Below are 20,748 nucleotides of genomic sequence, written 5' to 3'. Positions count from 1 at the left end.
TTACCCTTTTAAATTAAAATCAATATCCCGGGTTCTGATACATTTTCTCAGGATCGAGTTTTTGTTCGTCAAACGGAATCGGGAAGTAAATGTCTTTTGTTGATACGTTGTTCAAATCAGAAATACCAAAATCAGCCGGATTTTTAGCTTTGAAATGGCTCACGAATCCTTGAGGATTATCACCAAATGCACGAAGCAAATCGAATAACCTGTGGTTTTCAAATGCAAGCTCAGATCTGCGTTCGTGTAAAATTGCCAGTTTCAAAGTAGGGTATTTAGCTTTGTAAGCAGCATCAGATACTTCATAATCTGGTAGTCCGGCACGTTTACGGGCTTGGTTCAGGAAGCTGATGGCTTCTGCTGTGTTTCCTAATCTTTCGTTTACTTCGGCAAGCATCAAGATAATATCTGCATATCTCATTAAAATATAATCGTTACCACCCCAGCCATTTGCTCCGGCTGTTTCACTTGCATCACGGTATTTGGTAACAAACCATGCTTTTGCACTAGCATGGTCTGCCCATTTTACAGAGAAATCTTTTCTGATGTCTCCTGCTTCGTATTCATTTACTACATCAGGATTCACAAAGAAACCACGGCCCGTTGATGGTCTTCTGGAGTTGATGGTCTCACCGATTGACTGATTACGATAAGCAACGTTTGAGAAATAATTCTGGTCGCCTTGTCTGTAAACAATCTGGAAAATAATCTCAGGGTTAGTATTCTTTTTCGTTACATCAAATACATCAGCGTAAGGAATTTCAGACAATTGACCAAAGCTTCTCATGGCATAAGCAGCCTCAAGGTATTGCTTAGCTTTTGTGAAGTTGGCTTGTTTGTTATCTGCTAAAACAGATCCCATTGTTAAATAAACTTGTCCGAGTAAACCGTTGATTGCTGCTTTACATGCACGGCCTTTGTTTGCTGCAGGTTGAATATTCGGCAAATCTGAATTCAAAGCATTGGTAAGGTCGTCGGCAATTTGTTGGTAAACAAGTCCTTTTTCAACTCTGTATGTGCTGGCCAGGATTTCGTCATACGACGTAACAAATTTAGTTACCATAGGCACATCTCCCCATTTGCGTACCAAATGGAAATAAGCCAAAGCACGAAGGAAAAGTGCTTCTGATTTGTAGATGGCACGATTCTTCTCGTCGGTGAATCTGATTGCCTGGTTGTCAACGTTTGTCAATACATAGTTTGCACGTGATACCACTGTATATAGTGCATTCCAATGGCCTGTCAACTCAGGGTTAGTAGGTACCAACGTAAAGTTAGTAAACTGGAAAGGTGTGCCTGCTGCCGACTGGTTATCTGTACGGCCTGCGTTATCAGAGCGTTCTTCGTTATACAAATCACTCGTTTCACCAATACAACTGTTGCTTCTGATGGCGTTATAAACACCTGCTACTGCTTTTTGAACATCTATTTCTGAAGAGAAATATTTATCGCTGGTAATTGAGTTTGGATTCTCAATTTCCAGGTAATCGCTGCATGACGAAACACCCAATGCAACTAATATGAATAATATGCTAATTTTTTTCATGATCGAAACTTGTTATTAGAATTGAACTTTTACCCCAACATTGAATGACCTCATCAATGGATATTTACCGTAATCTACACCCGGAGTCAAGTTCGATCCGTTGCCATAATCTACTTCAGGGTTATAGCCTCTGTATTTTTGTGCAGTGAAAACATTGTCAGACGAAGCGTAGATACGTACGTTTGAGATTGTGTTCTTCGTAAGTACTGCTGTGTTCCAGTTATAACCAAGCGTTATGTTGGTGATACGGAAGAATGAACCATCGCTTAAATAGAATGTCGACAAACGTGTACTGTTACTTTGTGTACCACCACGTGCTGCACGATAGATTTCGCCATTACCTGGGTTTTCAGGTGTACGGAAACGTTGGTCTACAACAGCATATTGGTTACCTGAGCCTTCCATGTTTAGGTTATAGTAGTTCTGCCCATCAAGTACTTGGTTACCTTGTGAACCGTTTGCAGAGATTGAAAGGTCAAATTTCTTATAACGTCCCGAAAGGTTGAAGGCATAAATGAAATCAGGATGAGGATTACCGATGATTGTTTTGTCAAGGTCGTTAACAATACCATCTTTATTGGTATCTACAAATAGAAGGTCGCCGGGTTGAATTTTTGTACTTTGTGCTGCAGAGCGAGCAGGAATAGCATCGTGCACATCAGGGTTATTATTAATAGCATTTGCTTCTTCCTGTGTTTTTACCATACCTGCTACCTGGAAGCCGTAGAACATACCAATTGGCTGGCCTTCCATTGTGATGTGGGTATCGTAACCACGTTCAGCACCACGAGAAAGAATGGTTGAGTTTCCACCAAGGTTCAATACTTTATTGCGGTTGGCAGAGATATTTCCACTAGCACGTACTTCATAATCTTTAGAAGATAACACAACACCATCTAACTGAAGGTCGAAACCACGGTTATTGATTTTTGAATCAGGTAAATTGGTTAGCATAGTAGTAGAACCTGATACCGCCGTAATTGATTTTGAGAACAAAAGGTTATACGTGTAGCTATCGTAGTAGTTAGCAATAACTTGTAGACGACCATTGAACAAGCCTAAGTCAAGACCAATATTGGTTTGTGAAGTTGATTCCCAACCCAATTTATCGTCACGGAAAGCACCCGGGAATAAGGCGGTTTGTACACTATTACCAATAGCAGTACCTGTTCTACCCATTACTTGTTGGTAGTTGTATGCACCAATACCGTTGTTACCACTCACACCCCAACTGGCACGGAACTTCAATGAAGTTCTTTCGCCCACTAGGTTTTTGTAAAATGCCTCATCTGAGATTGTCCAACCACCAGAGATAGAAGGGAAATATGCCCAACGGTTTTTAGGACCAAATAACGAAGAACCATCACCACGGAAAGTAGCTGTGATATGATAACGGTCCAGGTAATTTGCATTAAAGCGACCAAAACCAGAGCTCATTGCTTGTTGGGTAATACCCGTACCACCACCTCTTGTGAAGTTTGCAGGGTCAGAACCACCACCTGTAATATAAGGTACTTTGTCATCAGTAAACCCGTTAGCTGTTACTGCAATCACATCAGTAATACGAGATTGAGAAGATGCACCCAGTACTCCGCTTATACTAAAGTCTTTAAGTCTTTTGTTATAGTTCAATGTAAACTCTGTCAAGTAATCTCTTTCGTCTACACGTGTATTTTGTGCATTGGCTGCAGTAATAGCCTGCGGAGAGAATGGCGCATTAACACCTGATGTAATACTTGTTGGGCGATAATACTCCCAGTTGTTTGTGAAGTTGTAAGTACCAAACGACAATTTAGCTGTCAAGGCATCCAATATTTTGTACTGTCCGTAAACGTTGAAAGTTGTTCTAGTTGTTTTACGGAAGTTTTTTACCATTTGCGTGTATGCCATTGGGTTTTCAATGTCACTCTGGAAAGCGTAGTCAGCCGATTGTGACGACATTTCGTATTGCGCCAAAGTACCATCTGCATTATAGGCTTTAAGGAATGGCAGGTAAATTAAAGCTGCCATCACCGGGCTTTGGTTGAAACGGCCTTCAGTTACTTCGTTGCTTTTTGTATCTGTATAAGCAACATTAGCACCTATTGTGATTCTTTTCGAAACATCAACATCAATATTCGAACGCAAGTTGTACTTTACCATATCGGTATTACGCATGATACCATCCTGGTTTTGATAACCGCCCGAAACAGCATAACGCACGCCATTACGTCCACCGGCTATCGATAAATTATGTCTGTGGTTTCCGGCATTGCGGTAAAGCTCATCTTGCCAATCAGTATTATATTGTGGTTTTTTGATTGTACCCGAGGCAAAATCGTACATATACTCAGGAATTCTGATTGTGTTTGCATTTACGTTATTTGTACGAGTTGTACGGGTAAGGTTATCGTCTCTTAAATAATCGTCAGACCAAACTTTACCTTGCGTTGTCATGATGTCTTTGTAGGTCTTGTTGTGCGCATCTACAAAAAGATCAAAGAATTGTTCTGCGTTCAATACATCTACTTTGCGGGCAAGTTGGTTAACACCAAACTGGTAATCATAAGTTACCGACATTTTCCCTTCTTTTCCTCTTTTAGTAGTAATCAAAACCACCCCACCTGATGCTCTTGAACCGTAAATTGCAGCTGAGGCCGCATCTTTCAGAATCTCAACAGACTCGATGTCTTCCATGTTAAGGAATAAGTCTCCGTTAGCAGGATAGCCATCAATTACATATAGTGGGTCTGAACTTGCGTTGATTGAACTGGTACCACGCACGCGAATTTTTGTAGTATTGTAAGGAGCACCACTCACCTGCGAGATTTGCACACCTGCTACTTTACCTACCAATGCCTGGCCAACTGTTGGCGTTGTGATGTTCAACTCGCTTGCTTTTACACTGGCAATAGCACCTGTGATATCACTCTTACGCATTGTTTGGTAACCAACCACAACCACCTCTTGTAGTGTTTGCTCATCGTTTTTCAGTGCAACATTTACATTCGCACTAACTGGCACTTCAAGGGTTTGTAAGCCTATGAATGAAATTACAAGCGTAGTTGCTTCTGCAGGAACATTCAACGTAAATTCACCTTTTGCATCACTTAGCGCTGCCACTCTTGTTCCTTTTACCTGAACAGTTGCACCTGGTAGTGGTTGCCCTGTTGCTTCCTCTGTAACTTTACCTTTCACCTGGCGGCCTTGTGCGGCGGCAGGTAATGCGTAGCATGCAAATAATACGAGGCACGCCAGCATTTTGAGAACTGATTTCAGTACTTGTTTTTTCATTGATAACTTTCTTTAGAATAATTTTACCGCAAAAAAAGATAGCGGGTATTACTCCTAGAGCACCTTATTGTAACCAAATTGTTAATAAGTGAAAAATGCCACAGTTATAGTGAAACAAATGCCGATGTTTACGGTTGCTCAAAAAAAATAGGCTGTCTTGTTGGACAGCCCATTTTTTTAGCAATATTTTAACAATATATATACGTAGACGGCTTAGTTTTTAACCGCCATTCCTTTTTGTTGAATCACGTCGTCCATCACATTAATGGTTTCATTTAGGTAAACATCTTTTTTAAGATACTTAACCCAGAAATCATTACGGTCTTTTTTCAAGGTATCCGAATTAATTACGGTTAAATCACCTGCAAGGTTATTAACCGATAAATCGTCTTTAAGTTTCGTCAGGTCACGTACTTTGCCTGATACATCTTTTATCTCTTTCAATTGTACTTTATATTTCTGCAATTCAAGTGAGCGAGAAGTTTTACGGTTATCAGCTAAAATATTGGTGTTGTCTTCTATTTGTTTGAAAACATTATTAGCCGAAAGACGGTCTTTGCTCTTTTGCTGTAACAAGTTCAAATCAGGAGCCGCTTGCCATGTCTGATAAGAAGCCTTAGGCATTTCGTCCCAGATTAAGGCATTCGGCGAATCTTTTTCACGCATTTTGTAGGCTTCGTACACACCCGTCAACACAATGTCAGACTCAACACCTTTCAGTTGTGTAGCACCGCCATTCACACGGTAGTACTTTTGTAAAGTAAGGTGTACTGCACCTAAATCACCTGCGCCACTACCATTGCCTGCACCCCCAACCGGAAACGCTCTTTGTACCGTACCTTTACCAAATGTTGAAGACGAACCAACTACTACACCACGTTTATAATCCTGAATAGCCGAAGCAAAGATTTCAGAAGCAGATGCACTGCGCTCGTTTACCATCACTACCAGCGGGCCATCGTATAGAACTGATGGATCGTTGTCACCCATTTGAGAAGGACGCCCGGCACGGTCACGGATTTGCACTACTGGCCCTGTTTTGATAAACAAGCCCACCATGTTTACAACTTCTTGTAAACTACCACCACCATTATCACGAATATCTAAGATAATACCATCTACGCCTTCCGCTTTCAGTTTCTCTACTTCTTTTGCTACGTCTTTTGAGCAACGAGCTGCTTGTGGACGTTGGAAGTCGGCATAGAAAGCAGGTAAATCAATCAACCCGATTTTATTTTTTCCTGAGTTGATGATTACGCTTCTGGCAAAAGTTTCATCCAGTTTCAATTCTGCACGGATAAGCGACACTACTTTTTGTGTACCGTCAGGCTTGCGAAGTGTCAGTCTTACCTCAGAGCCTTCTGCTCCACGAATCACTTTTACAGCATCATCAGTAGTAAAACCAGTAATGTCTTCTGGCTCGCCTGAGCCTTGTGCTACTTTTAAAATAATATCATTGTCATGAACCTCACCCGATTTCCAGGCAGGTCCTCCGGTGGTTACACTTCTGATTTTTATTTTATCATCTTCTTGCATCAACAAAGCACCAATTCCGAAGAAACGGCCACTTAATCTTTCATCAAAAGAGCGTTTCTCTACCGGTGGGAAAAAATCCGTGTGAGGGTCCATCTGGTTTGTAATAGTATTAACCAACATAGCAAACCTTTGATTTTCATCAAATTTGTTTTTCAGTCGGTCAAAATACTTATCCATAGCTTTTTTTACTTTCTCACGGGCTTCTTTTTCAAGTGCTTCGTTAGTTTTGGCTACATAACCTTCTTTATCTTTTCCTTTTTCTTGTTGGTCAAGCAAGTCGTTGTATCTTTCAAGGGTTTGCCATTTCAGGTATTTTCTCCAACGGTCTTTTCTATCAGCTTCATTTGAAGCAAAATCTACTTTATCCCAATCAAGCTCTATATTTTCGTCTTTATCAAACGTAAACGGTTTATCAATTGTCTGTTTATAAATATCTTCTACTTCTACAAGACGTTCTTTGTAGATTTCGTCTAAGGCTTTGAAGAAATCTAAAGGTGCTCCATGAACCTCATCATCAATTTTGGTTTCGTATTTACGGAGCTTGTTTATGTCTTTCTCTAATAGAATCCTTTTACTAGGGTCTATTCGTTTAAGATATTCGGCAAATATTTCTTTAGAGAATGCATCATCTATTTTTTTCGGACTATAATGCCCTTGTTCGAGCATGGCGCCTACTGTACGCAGGATAGTTTCGTTTTTGGTAGGTGGGTCGTTATTTATGGGCATTGCCGCCATAAACACAGAACCGATGATAACACCTGAAAGAGCTAAAGACAAAATATGCGGCTTTCTCATATACTATAATCTCCTCTGGTTAAAGTTATTTTAAATAAATTTCCATGACTCAAAAATCAATCCATTTTATAACGAAAAATTAACAAATAAATTTCCATTAATTGTCGAAAATTGATAAAAGGACTTTTTTCGTTATAAATGTTACTGAAAACATTGGAGTGTGCTCTCAAGCCCCATACCACGAGACCCCTTAATAAGCACAAATGCATTTTGTATTTGCTTGTCTAGCAACCAATTATGTAAAGAAAATTTATCAGGAAAATAATAGGCTTTCGGGAGCGGGTCAAGGGCTGAGGCCATCAGTTTTCCGGCCAGAACTACCAAATCAAAATCGCCTTTCGCTACCAGTTCGCCAATAGCTTTATGTTCGGCCGGAGCTTCATCGCCCAGCTCTAACATATCGCCCAGAATCACTATTTTTTGCTTATCTGTCTTCAGGTTAATAAAGTTCTGAATAGCTGCCGACATAGATGATGGATTGGCATTATAGGCATCTAATAAAATACTATTGGTACCCTTCTGGATAATCTGCGAACGATTATTGTCAGGATTATATGCACTAACTGCCTCAGATGCATCTTCAATAGATACACCAAAGAAATTACCGATAGCTATGGCTGCCGCAATATTTTCAAAATTATACCAACCAGGTAAGTGAGTAGTATAATTTTGAGGGTCAAGATTAGGCGCTTGTGTAGAGAATACTACCGTTGGCGAGTCTATCACCATCACAACTTTATTATCTTTGAGGTATTCTACTTTGTTTATAAATGCCCGGCTTTTTGCCATTTCAAGTAAACTCTCGTTTTTGGCATTTACAAAAACAGTTCCGCCTGATTTTACCAGAAAATCATAGAGTTCGCCTTTGCCTTTCTTTACACCTTCTACCCCACCAAAGCCTTCGAGGTGCGCCTTACCAACATTGGTAATAAACCCATGTGTAGGCTCACATATATTACATAAATCTCTTATTTCGCCCTGATGATTCGCTCCCATTTCTACTACTGCAATCTCATAAGTATCATCAAGCCCCAAAAGCGTAAGCGGTACGCCAATGTGATTATTTAGGTTACCTTTGGTGTAGTATGTTTTATATTTTTTAGATAAAACCGTTGCTACAAGCTCTTTCGAGGTGGTTTTGCCATTAGAACCGGTTAAGCCTATAAAAGGAATATCAAATTGCTGACGGTGATAATTCGCCAGTTTTTGCAGCGTATAAAGCACATCGCTAACCAAAATACAAGCATCATCAACCGCATATCGAGCTTCATCAATTACTACATATTTAGCTCCTTTTTCAAGTGCTTCTTTGGCAAACTCGTTGGCATTGAATTTATCGCCTTTCAATGCAAAAAACATTACTCCCTCATCAATCTTACGTGTATCGGTCGAAACTCCAGTACAGGTCTTAAACTTCTCGTATATTTCAGCTATTGACATTGCTTTTATCTTGTCTTTTTTCAGAATTTTAATTTCCGGTAAATTTAGCGTTAAACTTCAAAAAGTGCTTATAAGCTAACTCTTTTCTTTTATTAGCTTCATTTAAAACAAAAAACCTCCGAAATCTCGGAGGCCCTTGTTCTTATTAACAAAAAACATGATGTTTATTTATTGCTTACTATTCCCTTAGGGTCTATGACTTTATCAAATACCTTTGAGCCATTTGATAACTGGATGTAAAACTCATTGTTTTCATAAAATTCTCCGAGTTTTTCTTTTAGGTCTATTTCCAACACATGGTCTAGCTCGGCCATGCATTCCATGCCAATGCTCCTGTCGAACTTCACTACCAGAAAAATTGTAAGCGGGTAAGATTTCCGCATTAGGCCGTCCCATACTACTGTATAGTTATTTTTATCGCAACCGCCCTTCACCCATATTTTCAGAATATTATTTTCTCTTTTTATATCTTTTATCTCAAAAGTGCGGGTTTCAGTAGCACGAGCATTAATTATTCGTACATACTCGGCCTCGCTTACTTCAAAAGCTATTTTATTTTTATCAGGAGTCGGCGCTGTTTCTTTTGATTTACAAGAGGCCAAGGCAAATAGCACCACCAAACAGGCTAATACTGGTCTGATAGTTCTCATAATCAATTTCAAAATTAGTTTTATACTTATTTCTATGAATGATTCTTTTTTTTGCCAAGTAGTTGGAAGCCCTTTTGAAAAACTTAGAGAACTCTTTGATTATTTAGTACTTGCTAGCATTTTCAATGGGCTATTAAAGTTAAAAATATAATACCGTAAAGTTATATACATCATGCTAAATACTTATTCGTTTTCACTTGTGGGTAAGCATATTCTTGAAATAAATCCTATTTTTGTTCTAACACTCAATAAAATATTGAATTTATGGTTCTTCTTCACAAACGCCTTACCTTTGTTGCTACAGTTTATTTTATTCTAGCTAGTATGTCATTAGTTGCGCAAACACCCGATTTTTCAAAATCCTTATTCGATAAATACGATACTTATAAAGAAACAGCCATTACACATCGCCGTTTCAAACATAAAGACCTTGTACCTTTAATTCAGAAGTTACCCTTCGAAAAGCAGGTAGCAGGAAAGTCTTTTGAAGGCCGAGACCTATACCAGATAAAACTAGGCAATGGCCCTATAAAGGTGCTTTTGTGGTCACAAATGCATGGCGACGAGCCTACTGCTACAATGGCGCTGCTCGATATTTTTCGTTTTTTTCAGGCTAAAAACGATGGTTTTGATGAACTCCGACAAAGTATATTGGCTAACACAACCCTATATTTTGTGCCGATGCTGAACCCCGATGGCGCAGAACGCTACCAACGACGCACAGCTACCGAAATAGACATGAATCGTGATGCTTTACGTTTTCAGACCCCAGAAGGAGCCTTACTAAAGAAGCTACAAGACGACCTAAAACCTGAGTTTTCGTTTAATCTTCATGATAAAAACACCCGTTATAGCGCAGGTAAAAGTGGTAAGCAGGCAACGGTTTCGTTCTTAGCTACGTCGTTTGATGTTGAAAGAAGCTGGAATCCTACCCGCACACGTGCTATGCAGGTAATATGCAGCATGAGTGAGGCTTTGCAAAACTTTATTCCGGGGCATCTGGGGCGTTGGAATGATGAACACGAACCCCGTGCTTTTGGCGACAATGTAGCTAAATGGGGTAGTAGTCTTATTTTGATTGAATCGGGCGGGTATAAAGATGATGTAGAGAAGCAATTTATCAGAAAACTGAATTTTGTGGCTATTCTGACAGGCTTACAGAGCATTGCCGAAAAATCTTATACCAATTATACACTGGCTACTTATGAAGCCTTACCAAATAACGAACGCTATCTATTCGATGTGTTGATTCGCAACGCAGCGTTTGATTATAAAGGAAAAATAGTGATAAAAGATATTGGTATTGACCTGATTGAAAAAAACACGAAAAATGCCACAGGTTTTACCATAAAGAGCGTTATTGAAGAGATGGGCGACCTTTCTACTTTCTGGGGCATTAAAGAGATTGATGCTACAGGACTACAAGTAAGACCTCTGGTCGATTTTCCTGATTTAATAAAAGCCCATGCATTATCAAAAGAAGTTATTCAGGATAAAGACATAAATCTGGACGAGCAAGCAAACTTTGTATTAGCAAAGGGTAACGAAGTTAAATACGTAATTCTGAATGGACAAATTAAGTAGTAACATATCTGGCAAAGCCAGTTGGATGGGGATATTAGATATTTTAACTTTAATAGAAAAAGACCCCATCCCTAACCCTTCCCCAACAATGGGGAAGGGAACATTAGCCCCTCTCCCCACTGTTGGGGAGAGGGGTTGGGGTGTGGGGTTATTATTACAAAGACTTCTTAAAACTCATCTCTTAATCTCTTTTCTATTTCTTCTTCTACCAAACACCTCGGTTTTTGCCCAACAAACCTATGTGTTAGGCAAAGCCATCGATAAAGTTACTAAGCAAGGCATTCCATCAGCTACGGTTGTTAATAAAAACACAAAGCAAATAACCCGCACCAGCGATAACGGTAATTTTCTGGTAAAAGCATCAAAAGGCGATTCAATTAAAATCTCTTCTGTTGGTTATAAAAATGTTGGCATAGCTTGGGACGGCGTTACTATGGAGCCCGTTTTAGAAATGCCACAAGATGCCATTGTGCTACAAGAAGTAACTGTAAAAGACAGACGTTTAGAGGTAGTCAGAAAACAGATTGACGAACTATTGTCAGCCCCAGAGGCTTCTACTAAATTGAAGTGGAAAGATATTTCTAACCTCATTAATACCAATACATCTACTCCCGGCGCAGGCATTGGTATTTCGATAGATGGCTTATATCAGCTTTTTAGTAAGGAAGGTAAAACCCGACGCAAGCTGGAAGCCATGAAACAAGAAGACCTCCGCAAACTGCTGGTAGAATATCGTTATAGCGCTGAATATGTATCTTATGTAACCAAATTGAAAGGGCAGGAATTAAAAGACTTTATGAAGTTTTGTAATTTACCCGATAACTTTGTACTCACTGCCAATGATTATGACCTTACGCTTGAGGTTTTCAGATGCCTTGACCGCTTTAAAGGTAGGTTCAGATTTTAATATCCAATACAATAGATTACAATGCCCATGAAGAAACTTATTTTTTCTCTTTTAAGTCTATTCCTTATTAACATTGCCCACGCCCAAAGTATTGAAAAACTTCGCTGCGAATATTTTGACAATCCGCTAGGGCTTGAGACGCCTAAACCTCGTTTATCGTGGCAAATTACTGCTACTACACGGGGCGCCAAACAAACTGCGTATCAGATTTTGGTAGCCGATACAGAAGAAAACCTGAAAAAAGATAATGGTAATCTTTGGAATTCAGGCATGGTGAAATCAGACCAATCTTTATGGGTTACTTATGCCGGAAAACCGCTGGAGTCTCGCAAAAGATATTTCTGGAAAGTAAAAATCTGGAACGAAAAAAACAAACCAACTACTTATAGTGCCAATGCATGGTGGGAAATGGGCCTTTTACAAACCGATGATTGGTCGGCACATTGGATTGGCAAAAAAGGTACAGAAGGCAAACCACCAAAATCGGTTGAATTACAAAAAGAGTTTCAGCTAGCCAAAAGAGCTGTAAGAGCACGCATTTATGTAACCGGCTTAGGTGCTTATCATTTAGTTTTCAATGGAAAAAAAGTAGGACAAGATTTTCTGACTCCCGGTTGGACTAATTATCTAAAAACTGTTCATTACCAGACCTATGAAATTGATGGCGAAGACCTGACAATCGGAACAAATTTTATAACAGCTACACTAGGCAATGGCTGGTGGAGTAGTGGCCTTGGTTGGGGCGGTGGTAAATTTGCTTATAGCGAAGGCCCGTGCCGCTTGCTGTTTCAGATGGAATTAGAGTTTTATGATGGCACTCGCCAAACGGTAATATCAGACGGCAGCTGGAAAACCCGCCTCTCTCCTATTGTATCAAACTCGCTTTATAATGGCGAGGTGTACGATGGGCGTTTAGAATACGGCAAAGACTGGGAAAATGCAAGCATACTTGATGACGCTGAAAATAAAACGAGCTTATTCGGCCCGAAACCGGAAGATAACAAGAATGATGAAGCCGAAACATTCAGTACCAAGAATATTAAGTTAATTTCTTCTGTTGCTCCGCAAATTCAGACGATTCAAGAGTTAAAAGCTGTAAAAATTACTGAACCCCGCAAAGGACGATACTTGTTCGACTTTGGGCAGAACCTGGTTGGTTTTACACACCTGAAAGTAGAAGGAAAAGCAGGTAAAGAAATTGAAATGAAATTCGCCGAGCTCTTAACCGATAAAGGTTTGGTAGACCAGGCGAATCTGCGCAGCATAAGACCGACAGATAAGTATATTCTGAAAGGTTATGGAGTAGAAGAATGGGAGCCTAAATTCACGTATCATGGTTTTCGCTATGTAGAAGTAGAGGGTTTATCTAAAAAACCAGACGAAAACACGCTTGTAGCAAAGGTAATTCATAATAAAGTACCATTTACAGGCAGCTTTACTACTTCTAACGATTTACTTAATAGCATTTATAAGAATATTACATGGGGGCAACGTGGTAATATGCATAGCGTGCCAACTGACTGTCCACAAAGAGACGAACGCCTGGGCTGGATGGGCGATGCACAGATATTTGCGCCAACGGCAAGTTATATCATGCAAATGAATGGTTTCTTTGCTAAATGGGTAAGAGATATTACAGACTCGCAACATTCATCGGGATATGTGTATGATGTGAACCCTAAGATTGTGGTAGGCGGACCATCTAAACCAGCCTGGGGCGATGCCGTAGTGATTGTGCCTTATCGTATGTACCAGTTTTATGGCGATAAACGCATAATAGAAGAAAACTATGAGGCCATGAAACGTTGGGTAGAATACATGAATAATCATCCGAATACACAAAAGGACGGTATTTATTACTTTCAGGCAGGTGATTTCTATGGCTATGGCGACTGGGTACCTGTTGAAAAATCGCCGACCAAGCCAATCGGTGGCAGCTATCAGTTTTATTCGAATAAATTATTGGCTGAAATGGCTAAAATAATTGGTAAAACTGCCGATGCACAGAAATATGCTGACGTAGCCAAAAAAGTAGCCGATAAATACAATGAGTTATATTTTGACCCACAAGGCAAAAACTACGAAGGTAGCACACAAGGAGCAAACCTGATTCCATTGAATCTGGGCATTACAAAACCAGCCGACCAGTTGGCTGTAGCACAAAATGTTGCAGCTAATGTAAGAGCTAAAAACGACCACCTGACAACAGGATTTCTTTCTACCGAAATGCTTTTACCAACATTGAGTGAAGCAGGTGAACATGAATTAGCTTATAAAGTAGCAACTCAAAAAACGTATCCGAGTTGGGGATATATGGTTGAGAAAGGCGCAACTACCATGTGGGAACTGTGGAACTCTGATACCGAAAAACCTGAAGGCATGAATTCTAGAAACCATTTTGCTTATGGTTCTATCGGCGAATGGTTTTATTCTTATCTGGCAGGTATCAAGCTCGACCCACAGAGTGCGGGCTTTAAACATTTTATTATTGCACCAATGCCCGTTGGCGATTTAAAATGGGTTGAAGGCAAATACGAGTCAAACTATGGTCCCATAGCCTCTGGTTGGAATTGGCAGGGTTCAAAATTTGTATTGAAAGTTAGTGTTCCGGCCAATACATCAGCACAGATTCAATTGCCATTATCGGGCAAAACCACTGCACTTATCAAAGAATCAGAAAAGTTAATCTTATCGGGCAATAAAGCACCTAAAGTTAAAATACCGGGTATCACCTTTGTAAAAGTAGAAAAAGACAAAGCTATTTTTGAGGTTCTAAGCGGCAATTATGCGTTTTCGGTGGAATAAAACATTTTTAGATATAACCGAAAATTATTTCAATTACGACATTAATAATCCTGACAATTGAAAACAAGATAAATTTTATATGTAATATATTTGTTGGCGATTATCAACATCATCATTTCAATAAGCTCTATGATATTAAGCGACATCCTATATAAAGTTCCTTTACAAGCAGTTTCGGGTAAAACCGATATAGAAATAAAAAACATTGTCTTTGATTCTCGTCAGGTGCTACAAGATACCCTGTTTGTAGCTATTGGCGGCACACAAGTAGACGGGCACACTTTTATTGAAAAAGCCATTAGCTCAGGTGCTACGGCTATTCTTTGCGAACGTCTTCCTGAGACCTTACATGAAAACGTAAGTTATTTGCAAGTTGGTAATTCTGCTCGTACGATGGGTTTAATGGCGGCTAATTTTTACGAGAACCCCTCAAAAAAGTTAAAGCTGGTAGGTGTAACAGGTACCAACGGGAAAACCTCGACGGTTACTTTACTTTTCCGTTTGTTCAGAAAACTAGGGTATCGCTGTGGCTTACTTTCTACCGTACAGAATCAGATTGACGATGATATCATTCCATCTACACATACTACCCCCGATTCTGTAAAAATCAATGAACTATTGCATGATATGGTTCAGAAAGGCGTAACTTATTGTTTTATGGAAGTTAGCTCGCATTCAGTAGTACAAGAGCGTATCGCCGGATTACATTTTGCAGGTGGTATATTTACCAATATTACCCACGATCACCTCGACTTTCATGAGACCTTCGATAATTACATCAGAGCAAAAAAAGGCTTCTTCGACCAATTACCATCTTCTGCATTTGCCTTAGTGAATACCGACGATAAAAACGGTAAAATAATGATTCAGAATACTGCCGCACGCAAAGAATCGTATTCGCTAAGAAATATCGGTAGTTTTAAAGGAAAAATTCTGGCTTGTAGCCTATTTGGCTTACAGATGGATATTGATAACAAAGAAGTTTGGTTTAAACTGATTGGTGCTTTTAATGCTTATAACTTGTTGGGTGTGTATGGTGCTGCGGTTTTATTAGGCGAAAACCCTGATGAGGTTTTAATGCAATTATCAGACATTCAGCCTCCAGCAGGTAGATTTGAGCAAGTAGTTTCACAAAACCATATTGTAGGCATTGTTGACTATGCACATACACCCGATGCGCTGAAAAACGTATTGGAAACCATTGTTGATTTACAAGACGGTAACCAGCAAATTATAACAGTTGTAGGCTGCGGCGGTAACAGAGATGCAACCAAACGCCCGATAATGGCCGAAATTGCTTGTCGATTCAGCAATCGTGTGATTCTGACTTCTGATAACCCAAGAAACGAAGACCCTTTATTTATTCTTGGACAAATGGAAAGCGGCGTGCCAGCAATCTATGTAAATAAAGTACAGACCATTGAAGACCGTCGTGATGCTATATTTGAAGCTGTAAAAATAGCTCGCCCACAAGATATTATTCTGGTAGCTGGCAAAGGCCACGAAACTTATCAGGATATTAAGGGAGTAAAACACCATTTCGATGATAAAGAGGTAATACAAGAGGCTTTTAACGAAATCTGGAAGAAGTAATACATTACCGATTGATTATAATAAAATGGGGTTTGATACAAATGTATCAAACCCCATTTTATTTATGGCTCTGGCCATTCAAAATAAGCTGCTCTTTACTATTGTTTCTTCGCCGCAGGCTTCTTGGCTGCTGGTGTTGTTGACTTTGCAGGAGTAGTTGCTGCTGTTGTTTGTTTTGGTGGCGGAGTAGTACCCATTTTCAACAAAATAGCATCAGAAATATCATCTTTCCCGTTGTCGTTGGCATACAGCAATATAGGTGTCGATTCTCTGTTGCTGTAATCAGCGTTTCTTCTGAACACAAATTTATATCCTTTTTCGGCAGCTACTTTTTTTGTAGCAGCATCAACCTTATCTCTAATCTCTCTGTATTTTGTCTGAATAAGCGTTTGTAACTGCGCCTCTGCGGTTTCCTGAAATTCATCAGCTGCTTTTTTCAAATCCTGCACTTCCTTCAAAGCGGCATTCAACGACTCGGTAGTGATGTTTGATATATCTCTTAATGATTGTTGGTATTTGGCATATTTTTCTTGATACTCATCACCTTTTGCCTGTAATTGTTTCGACAATTCTTCTCTTTTAGTACCAACTTCATTCTGTAAATCTTTTACTTCTTTCAGATTTATCATTACATAATCATCATACACATAACCAATTTTGGGCAACTGAGCAAATGACAAATGACTGACAAACATTGCGACAAAAACAAAAAGTATCTTTTTCATTGGGGGCGTTTAAGTAAATTTTTCTTCAAAAATAACTAATAATTCTGATGAAAAAAAGAACGCGCCACATAAGCTATGCGACGCGTCTATTCAAATAAGAAAACTATATTAATGCTTAAATTCTCTTTAAAATCTCTTCGCCGATAGCTTCTGTTCCCAGAATCATATCTTTTGGTGTAGAGGCATCAGCAATATCTCCGGTACGGAAACCTGCTTTCAAAGTCTGCTCAACTGCCGAAATGATAGCTTCGCTCTCAGCTTTTAAGCCGAAAGAAATATCTAACATCAAGGCCGCTGATAGAATAGATGCCATTGGGTTGGCTAAACCTTTACCTGTAATATCGTGCGCCGAACCGTGAATTGGCTCATATACACCTGTGCTATCTCCTACCGAAGCTGAGGCTAACATACCCATTGAACCTGCAATCTGTGAGGCTTCGTCAGTAAGAATATCGCCAAACAAGTTGGCTGTAACAACCACATCAAATTGTTTTGGATTTTTGATTAGCAACATAGCTGCTGAATCAACAAACTGATGCTCAACTGTTACTTCTGGGTATTCTTTAGCAACTTTCTGTACTACTTCTCTCCACAAGCGGCTAGTTTCTAGTACATTGGCTTTATCAACCGACATTACTTTTTTACCACGTGTCATGGCTGCATCAAAAGCTTTGCGAGCAATACGCTCTACTTCGTAGCGGCTATATTCAGCAATATCATAAGCTGTATCGCCATCGTTTTTACGGCCTTTTTCTCCGAAATAAATATCTCCTGTTAATTCACGGAAGAAAAGTATATCTGAACCTTTTAAGATTTCAGGTTTGATGCTTGATGCGCCTAATAACTCATCAAACAATTTAATAGGGCGTAGGTTGGCATAAAGTCCTAATTCTTTACGCATTTTCAACAAACCTTGCTCAGGACGAACTTTTGCACTAGGGTCGTTGTCATATTTTGGGTGACCAACGGCTCCGAAAAGTACGGCATCAGAAGCACGCATTTTTTCTAGTGTTTCTTGGGGTAGTGGGTCGCCGGTGGCTTCAATGGCTACATGACCTATTAGTGCTTCGTCGTAAGTAAACTCATGACCGAATTTCTGAGCTATTTTTTCTACTACTTTTTTTCCAACGGCTGTTACTTCTTGCCCGATACCGTCTCCGGGAACAACTAAGATATGTTTTTTCATTTATTTGATTATTGTTTAACCACGGAGTAACTCAGAGTTTTGCACGGAGTTTCACCGAGTTTTATAATACGAACCGTTTAATTCCTTCTTTTAAACTTACAACATTAAAATTCATTAGATAACCTAATTTATATTTACCCAACCTCATGTATGTTAATACCTGTGCCCGATGAACATCATTAATTGCCTCTACTGACTTTATTTCTAATACTATCTGATTCTCAACCAAAATATCAATTCTGTATCCACAATCAAGCTTCACTTCTTCAAAAACCAATGGCATTGGTTTCTCTTTTTCAGCTATAATACCAGCCTGAAATAATTTATAAAACAAGCATTCTTTATAAGCGCTTTCTAAAAGACCTGGCCCTAGAGCAGTATGAACCTCATAAGATGCTTTTAATACCTTACCTGATAAATCATTTAACTCCGTGTAACTCAGTGCCATAACTTAGTGAAACTCCGTGGTTAAATGGTTAAGTAAAATTAAATCAGGTTGAGCATTTTTTGAGTGGCTTTGATGGCTGATACCGTTTGGTCAGAATCAAGGCCTCTGGTTTTGAACTCTTTGCTGTTATGTTTCCAGGTAATTATTGTTTCACAAAGCGCATCTGTTTTACCTCCCGGCGGAATCCGAACGAAATAATCAGTTAATACTGGTAAAATCACTTTCTTTTTATCATATATCTTTTTCAATGCATTCATAAATGCATCGTACTGACCATCGCCCTGTGCACTTTCTTCATACATGTGTCCATCAATTTTTACCATTAAAGTAGTAGACGGACGAAGATTTTTTGAGTGCGTAAGTACATAATTGATAACCTCTACCCTTTCTTCAATGGCATTACTATCAATTACGTCAGAAATAATGTAAGGTAAATCTTCTTTCGTAACAACCTCTTTTCTATCGCCTAGCTCAATGATACGTTGCGTAACTTTCTTTAGGTCGGCCTGAGAGAGTTTTATACCCAATTCTTGCAGGTTTTTTTCAATATTGGCCTTACCCGAAGTTTTACCTAGTGCATATTGACGCTTACGCCCAAAACGCTCAGGCATCAGGTCATTAAAATACAGATTGTTTTTATTGTCTCCGTCAGCATGGATACCTGCCGTTTGGGTAAACACATTCTCTCCTACCACAGGCTTATTAACAGGCACACCAAAACCCGAGAATGTTTCTACGATTTTACTAATTGAATACAATGACTGCTCGTTAACAGAAGTTTTTACATCAGTAAAGAAATCGTTCAAAACAGCAATTGTACTAGCTAGCGGTGCATTTCCGGCACGCTCGCCCATACCATTTACAGTTAGGTGCAAACCTTGAGCACCTGCCCTTATGGCTTCCATTACGTTTGCCACACCCAAATCATAATCATTGTGCGCATGAAAATCGAAATGCGTATTTGGGTAACGCTCAACAATTGCATGAATAAAATCGTAAGATTCTTTAGGTGTTAATACCCCCAAGGTATCAGGTAACAATACTCTTTCAATAGGCTGTTGCGTAAGAAAATCGAGATACTGAAACACATACTCACGAGAATTCCTCATGCCATTGCTCCAATCTTCCAGATACACATTACACTTAATGTCGTTAGCTTTTGCCAGAGCAATTACCTGTGCAATTTCTTCAAAATGCTGTTCGGGCGTTTTTTTGAGTTGGTGAGTAAGATGATTCAGCGAGCCTTTTGTAAGTAAGTTCATTACCTTAGCCCCTGCTTCCAGCATCCATTTTACAGAAGTATCACCATCAACAAAGGTTAAAACCTCTATTTTATCTAAGAATCCGTTTTCTGCTGCCCAAGAAGTAATTTTTTTCACTGCCTGAAACTCCCCGTCCGAAACTCTGGCAGAAGCAACCTCAAGGCGGTCAACCTTTACTTCTGTCAATAATATCTGGGCAATGGTTAGTTTTTCGGTAGCAGAAAAAGACACTCCGCTGGTTTGTTCACCATCACGGAGTGTTGTATCCATTATTTCTATATATTTCATTTTGCTGTTGCTTAAAAACAGTGGTTTTGTTGTCTCCTTTTGTAGGTACTAATTAATAGAGACTTGCCTCAGCAAATGTTTTTATCTCGCTTTTCATGGCTTGTAGATAATCAATATCATCGTAGCCATTCATAAGGTTTTCTTTTTTGTAGCCATTAATTGCAAACCCTTCGCTTTCGCCTGTTGCAACAATTGTAATTGTTTGTGTTGGCAAGCTTACTTCAAGCTCTGCTTTAGGGTCTGCTTCTATTGCTTTAAAGATTTTATCCAGAAACTCAGGGCTTACCTGTACAGGCAAAAGGCCTACGTTTATAGAGTTTCCTTTAAAAATATCAGCAAAAAAGCTAGATACTACACAACGGAAACCGTAGTCGTAAATAGCCCATGCAGCGTGCTCACGGCTTGAACCACTACCGAAGTTACGGCCACCTACAAGAATTTTACCTGAGTAAATCGGGTTGTTTAATACGAAATCTTGTTTAGGGGTATCGTCTGAATTATATCTCCAATCTCTGAATAAGTTATCGCCGAAGCCTTCACGTTTAGTTGCTTTCAAGAAACGTGCAGGGATAATCTGGTCAGTATCTACGTTTTCGATAGGCATAGGTACTGCTGTACTCGTAAGTACTGTAAATTTATCGTAAGCCATTTGTCGTAATATTTTCAATGTCAGATACATTACTAAATGTAGGTATCTGACATACAATGTT

At 39.4% G+C, this 20,748-nt stretch carries 14 protein-coding genes; 4 read left to right on the top strand and 10 right to left on the bottom strand.

The genetic code is table 11. The features are described 5' to 3' along the window. Window positions 1-19 precede the first annotated feature (19 nt). The 5 genes from WAE64_RS02550 to WAE64_RS02530 all read right to left on the bottom strand — a co-directional run bounded on the left by WAE64_RS02550 (window position 20) and on the right by WAE64_RS02530 (window position 9,240). Complete coding sequence (locus tag WAE64_RS02550; RefSeq protein WP_340234198.1) at window positions 20-1,546, bottom strand: RagB/SusD family nutrient uptake outer membrane protein; 1,527 nt, start codon at window positions 1,544-1,546, stop codon at window positions 20-22. A gap of 15 nt (window positions 1,547-1,561) precedes the next feature. Continuing rightward, window positions 1,562-4,819: a SusC/RagA family TonB-linked outer membrane protein gene (locus tag WAE64_RS02545; protein ID WP_340234195.1), complete on the bottom strand. Its 3,258-nt coding sequence runs from the start codon at window positions 4,817-4,819 to the stop codon at window positions 1,562-1,564. A 213-nt stretch (window positions 4,820-5,032) separates the two neighbouring features. Beyond that, complete coding sequence (locus tag WAE64_RS02540) at window positions 5,033-7,150, bottom strand: carboxy terminal-processing peptidase (RefSeq protein WP_340234193.1); 2,118 nt, start codon at window positions 7,148-7,150, stop codon at window positions 5,033-5,035. A gap of 141 nt (window positions 7,151-7,291) precedes the next feature. After that, window positions 7,292-8,590, bottom strand: a complete 1,299-nt coding sequence (locus WAE64_RS02535; protein ID WP_340234191.1) for a UDP-N-acetylmuramoyl-tripeptide--D-alanyl-D-alanine ligase — start codon at window positions 8,588-8,590, stop codon at window positions 7,292-7,294. A 164-nt stretch (window positions 8,591-8,754) separates the two neighbouring features. Continuing rightward, on the bottom strand, window positions 8,755-9,240 hold the full coding sequence (locus WAE64_RS02530) for a hypothetical protein (protein ID WP_340234187.1): 486 nt from the start codon (window positions 9,238-9,240) through the stop codon (window positions 8,755-8,757). Window positions 9,241-9,504: 264 nt separating this feature from the next. Between WAE64_RS02530 and WAE64_RS02525 the strand changes: the two genes are divergently transcribed. The 4 genes from WAE64_RS02525 to WAE64_RS02510 all read left to right on the top strand — a co-directional run bounded on the left by WAE64_RS02525 (window position 9,505) and on the right by WAE64_RS02510 (window position 16,129). After that, a complete protein-coding gene (locus tag WAE64_RS02525) occupies window positions 9,505-10,824 on the top strand; it encodes a M14 family zinc carboxypeptidase (RefSeq protein WP_340234185.1) in 1,320 nt (439 codons plus the stop codon). Continuing rightward, on the top strand, window positions 10,808-11,731 hold the full coding sequence (locus tag WAE64_RS02520) for a carboxypeptidase-like regulatory domain-containing protein (RefSeq protein ID WP_340234183.1): 924 nt from the start codon (window positions 10,808-10,810) through the stop codon (window positions 11,729-11,731). Before WAE64_RS02525 ends, WAE64_RS02520 begins: the two co-directional genes overlap by 17 nt. A 27-nt stretch (window positions 11,732-11,758) precedes the next feature. Further along, complete coding sequence (locus WAE64_RS02515; RefSeq protein WP_340234181.1) at window positions 11,759-14,536, top strand: family 78 glycoside hydrolase catalytic domain; 2,778 nt, start codon at window positions 11,759-11,761, stop codon at window positions 14,534-14,536. Window positions 14,537-14,665: 129 nt separating this feature from the next. Further along, complete coding sequence (locus WAE64_RS02510) at window positions 14,666-16,129, top strand: UDP-N-acetylmuramoyl-L-alanyl-D-glutamate--2,6-diaminopimelate ligase (RefSeq protein WP_340234179.1); 1,464 nt, start codon at window positions 14,666-14,668, stop codon at window positions 16,127-16,129. Window positions 16,130-16,227: 98 nt separating this feature from the next. On the opposite strand, the gene WAE64_RS02505 is transcribed toward WAE64_RS02510, so the two are convergent. From WAE64_RS02505 to leuD, 5 genes are all read right to left on the bottom strand, one after another. Beyond that, window positions 16,228-16,854: an OmpH/Skp family outer membrane protein gene (locus WAE64_RS02505; RefSeq protein ID WP_340234176.1), complete on the bottom strand. Its 627-nt coding sequence runs from the start codon at window positions 16,852-16,854 to the stop codon at window positions 16,228-16,230. Window positions 16,855-16,969: 115 nt separating this feature from the next. Next, entirely contained in the window at window positions 16,970-18,040 is a 1,071-nt protein-coding gene (leuB, locus tag WAE64_RS02500) for a 3-isopropylmalate dehydrogenase (RefSeq protein ID WP_340234172.1), read from the bottom strand. 61 nt (window positions 18,041-18,101) lie between these two features. Continuing rightward, on the bottom strand, window positions 18,102-18,488 hold the full coding sequence (locus tag WAE64_RS02495; protein ID WP_340234170.1) for a GxxExxY protein: 387 nt from the start codon (window positions 18,486-18,488) through the stop codon (window positions 18,102-18,104). Window positions 18,489-18,526: 38 nt separating this feature from the next. After that, on the bottom strand, window positions 18,527-20,038 hold the full coding sequence (locus tag WAE64_RS02490; protein ID WP_340234168.1) for an alpha-isopropylmalate synthase regulatory domain-containing protein: 1,512 nt from the start codon (window positions 20,036-20,038) through the stop codon (window positions 18,527-18,529). Window positions 20,039-20,090: 52 nt separating this feature from the next. Next, window positions 20,091-20,687: a 3-isopropylmalate dehydratase small subunit gene (gene leuD, locus WAE64_RS02485; RefSeq protein ID WP_340234166.1), complete on the bottom strand. Its 597-nt coding sequence runs from the start codon at window positions 20,685-20,687 to the stop codon at window positions 20,091-20,093. Window positions 20,688-20,748 lie beyond the last annotated feature (61 nt).

Origin of the sequence: Emticicia soli (assembly GCF_037860775.1) — a bacterium.
GTDB lineage: Bacteria > Bacteroidota > Bacteroidia > Cytophagales > Spirosomataceae > Emticicia > Emticicia soli.
This window is presented reverse-complemented; position numbering and strand designations above follow the sequence as displayed.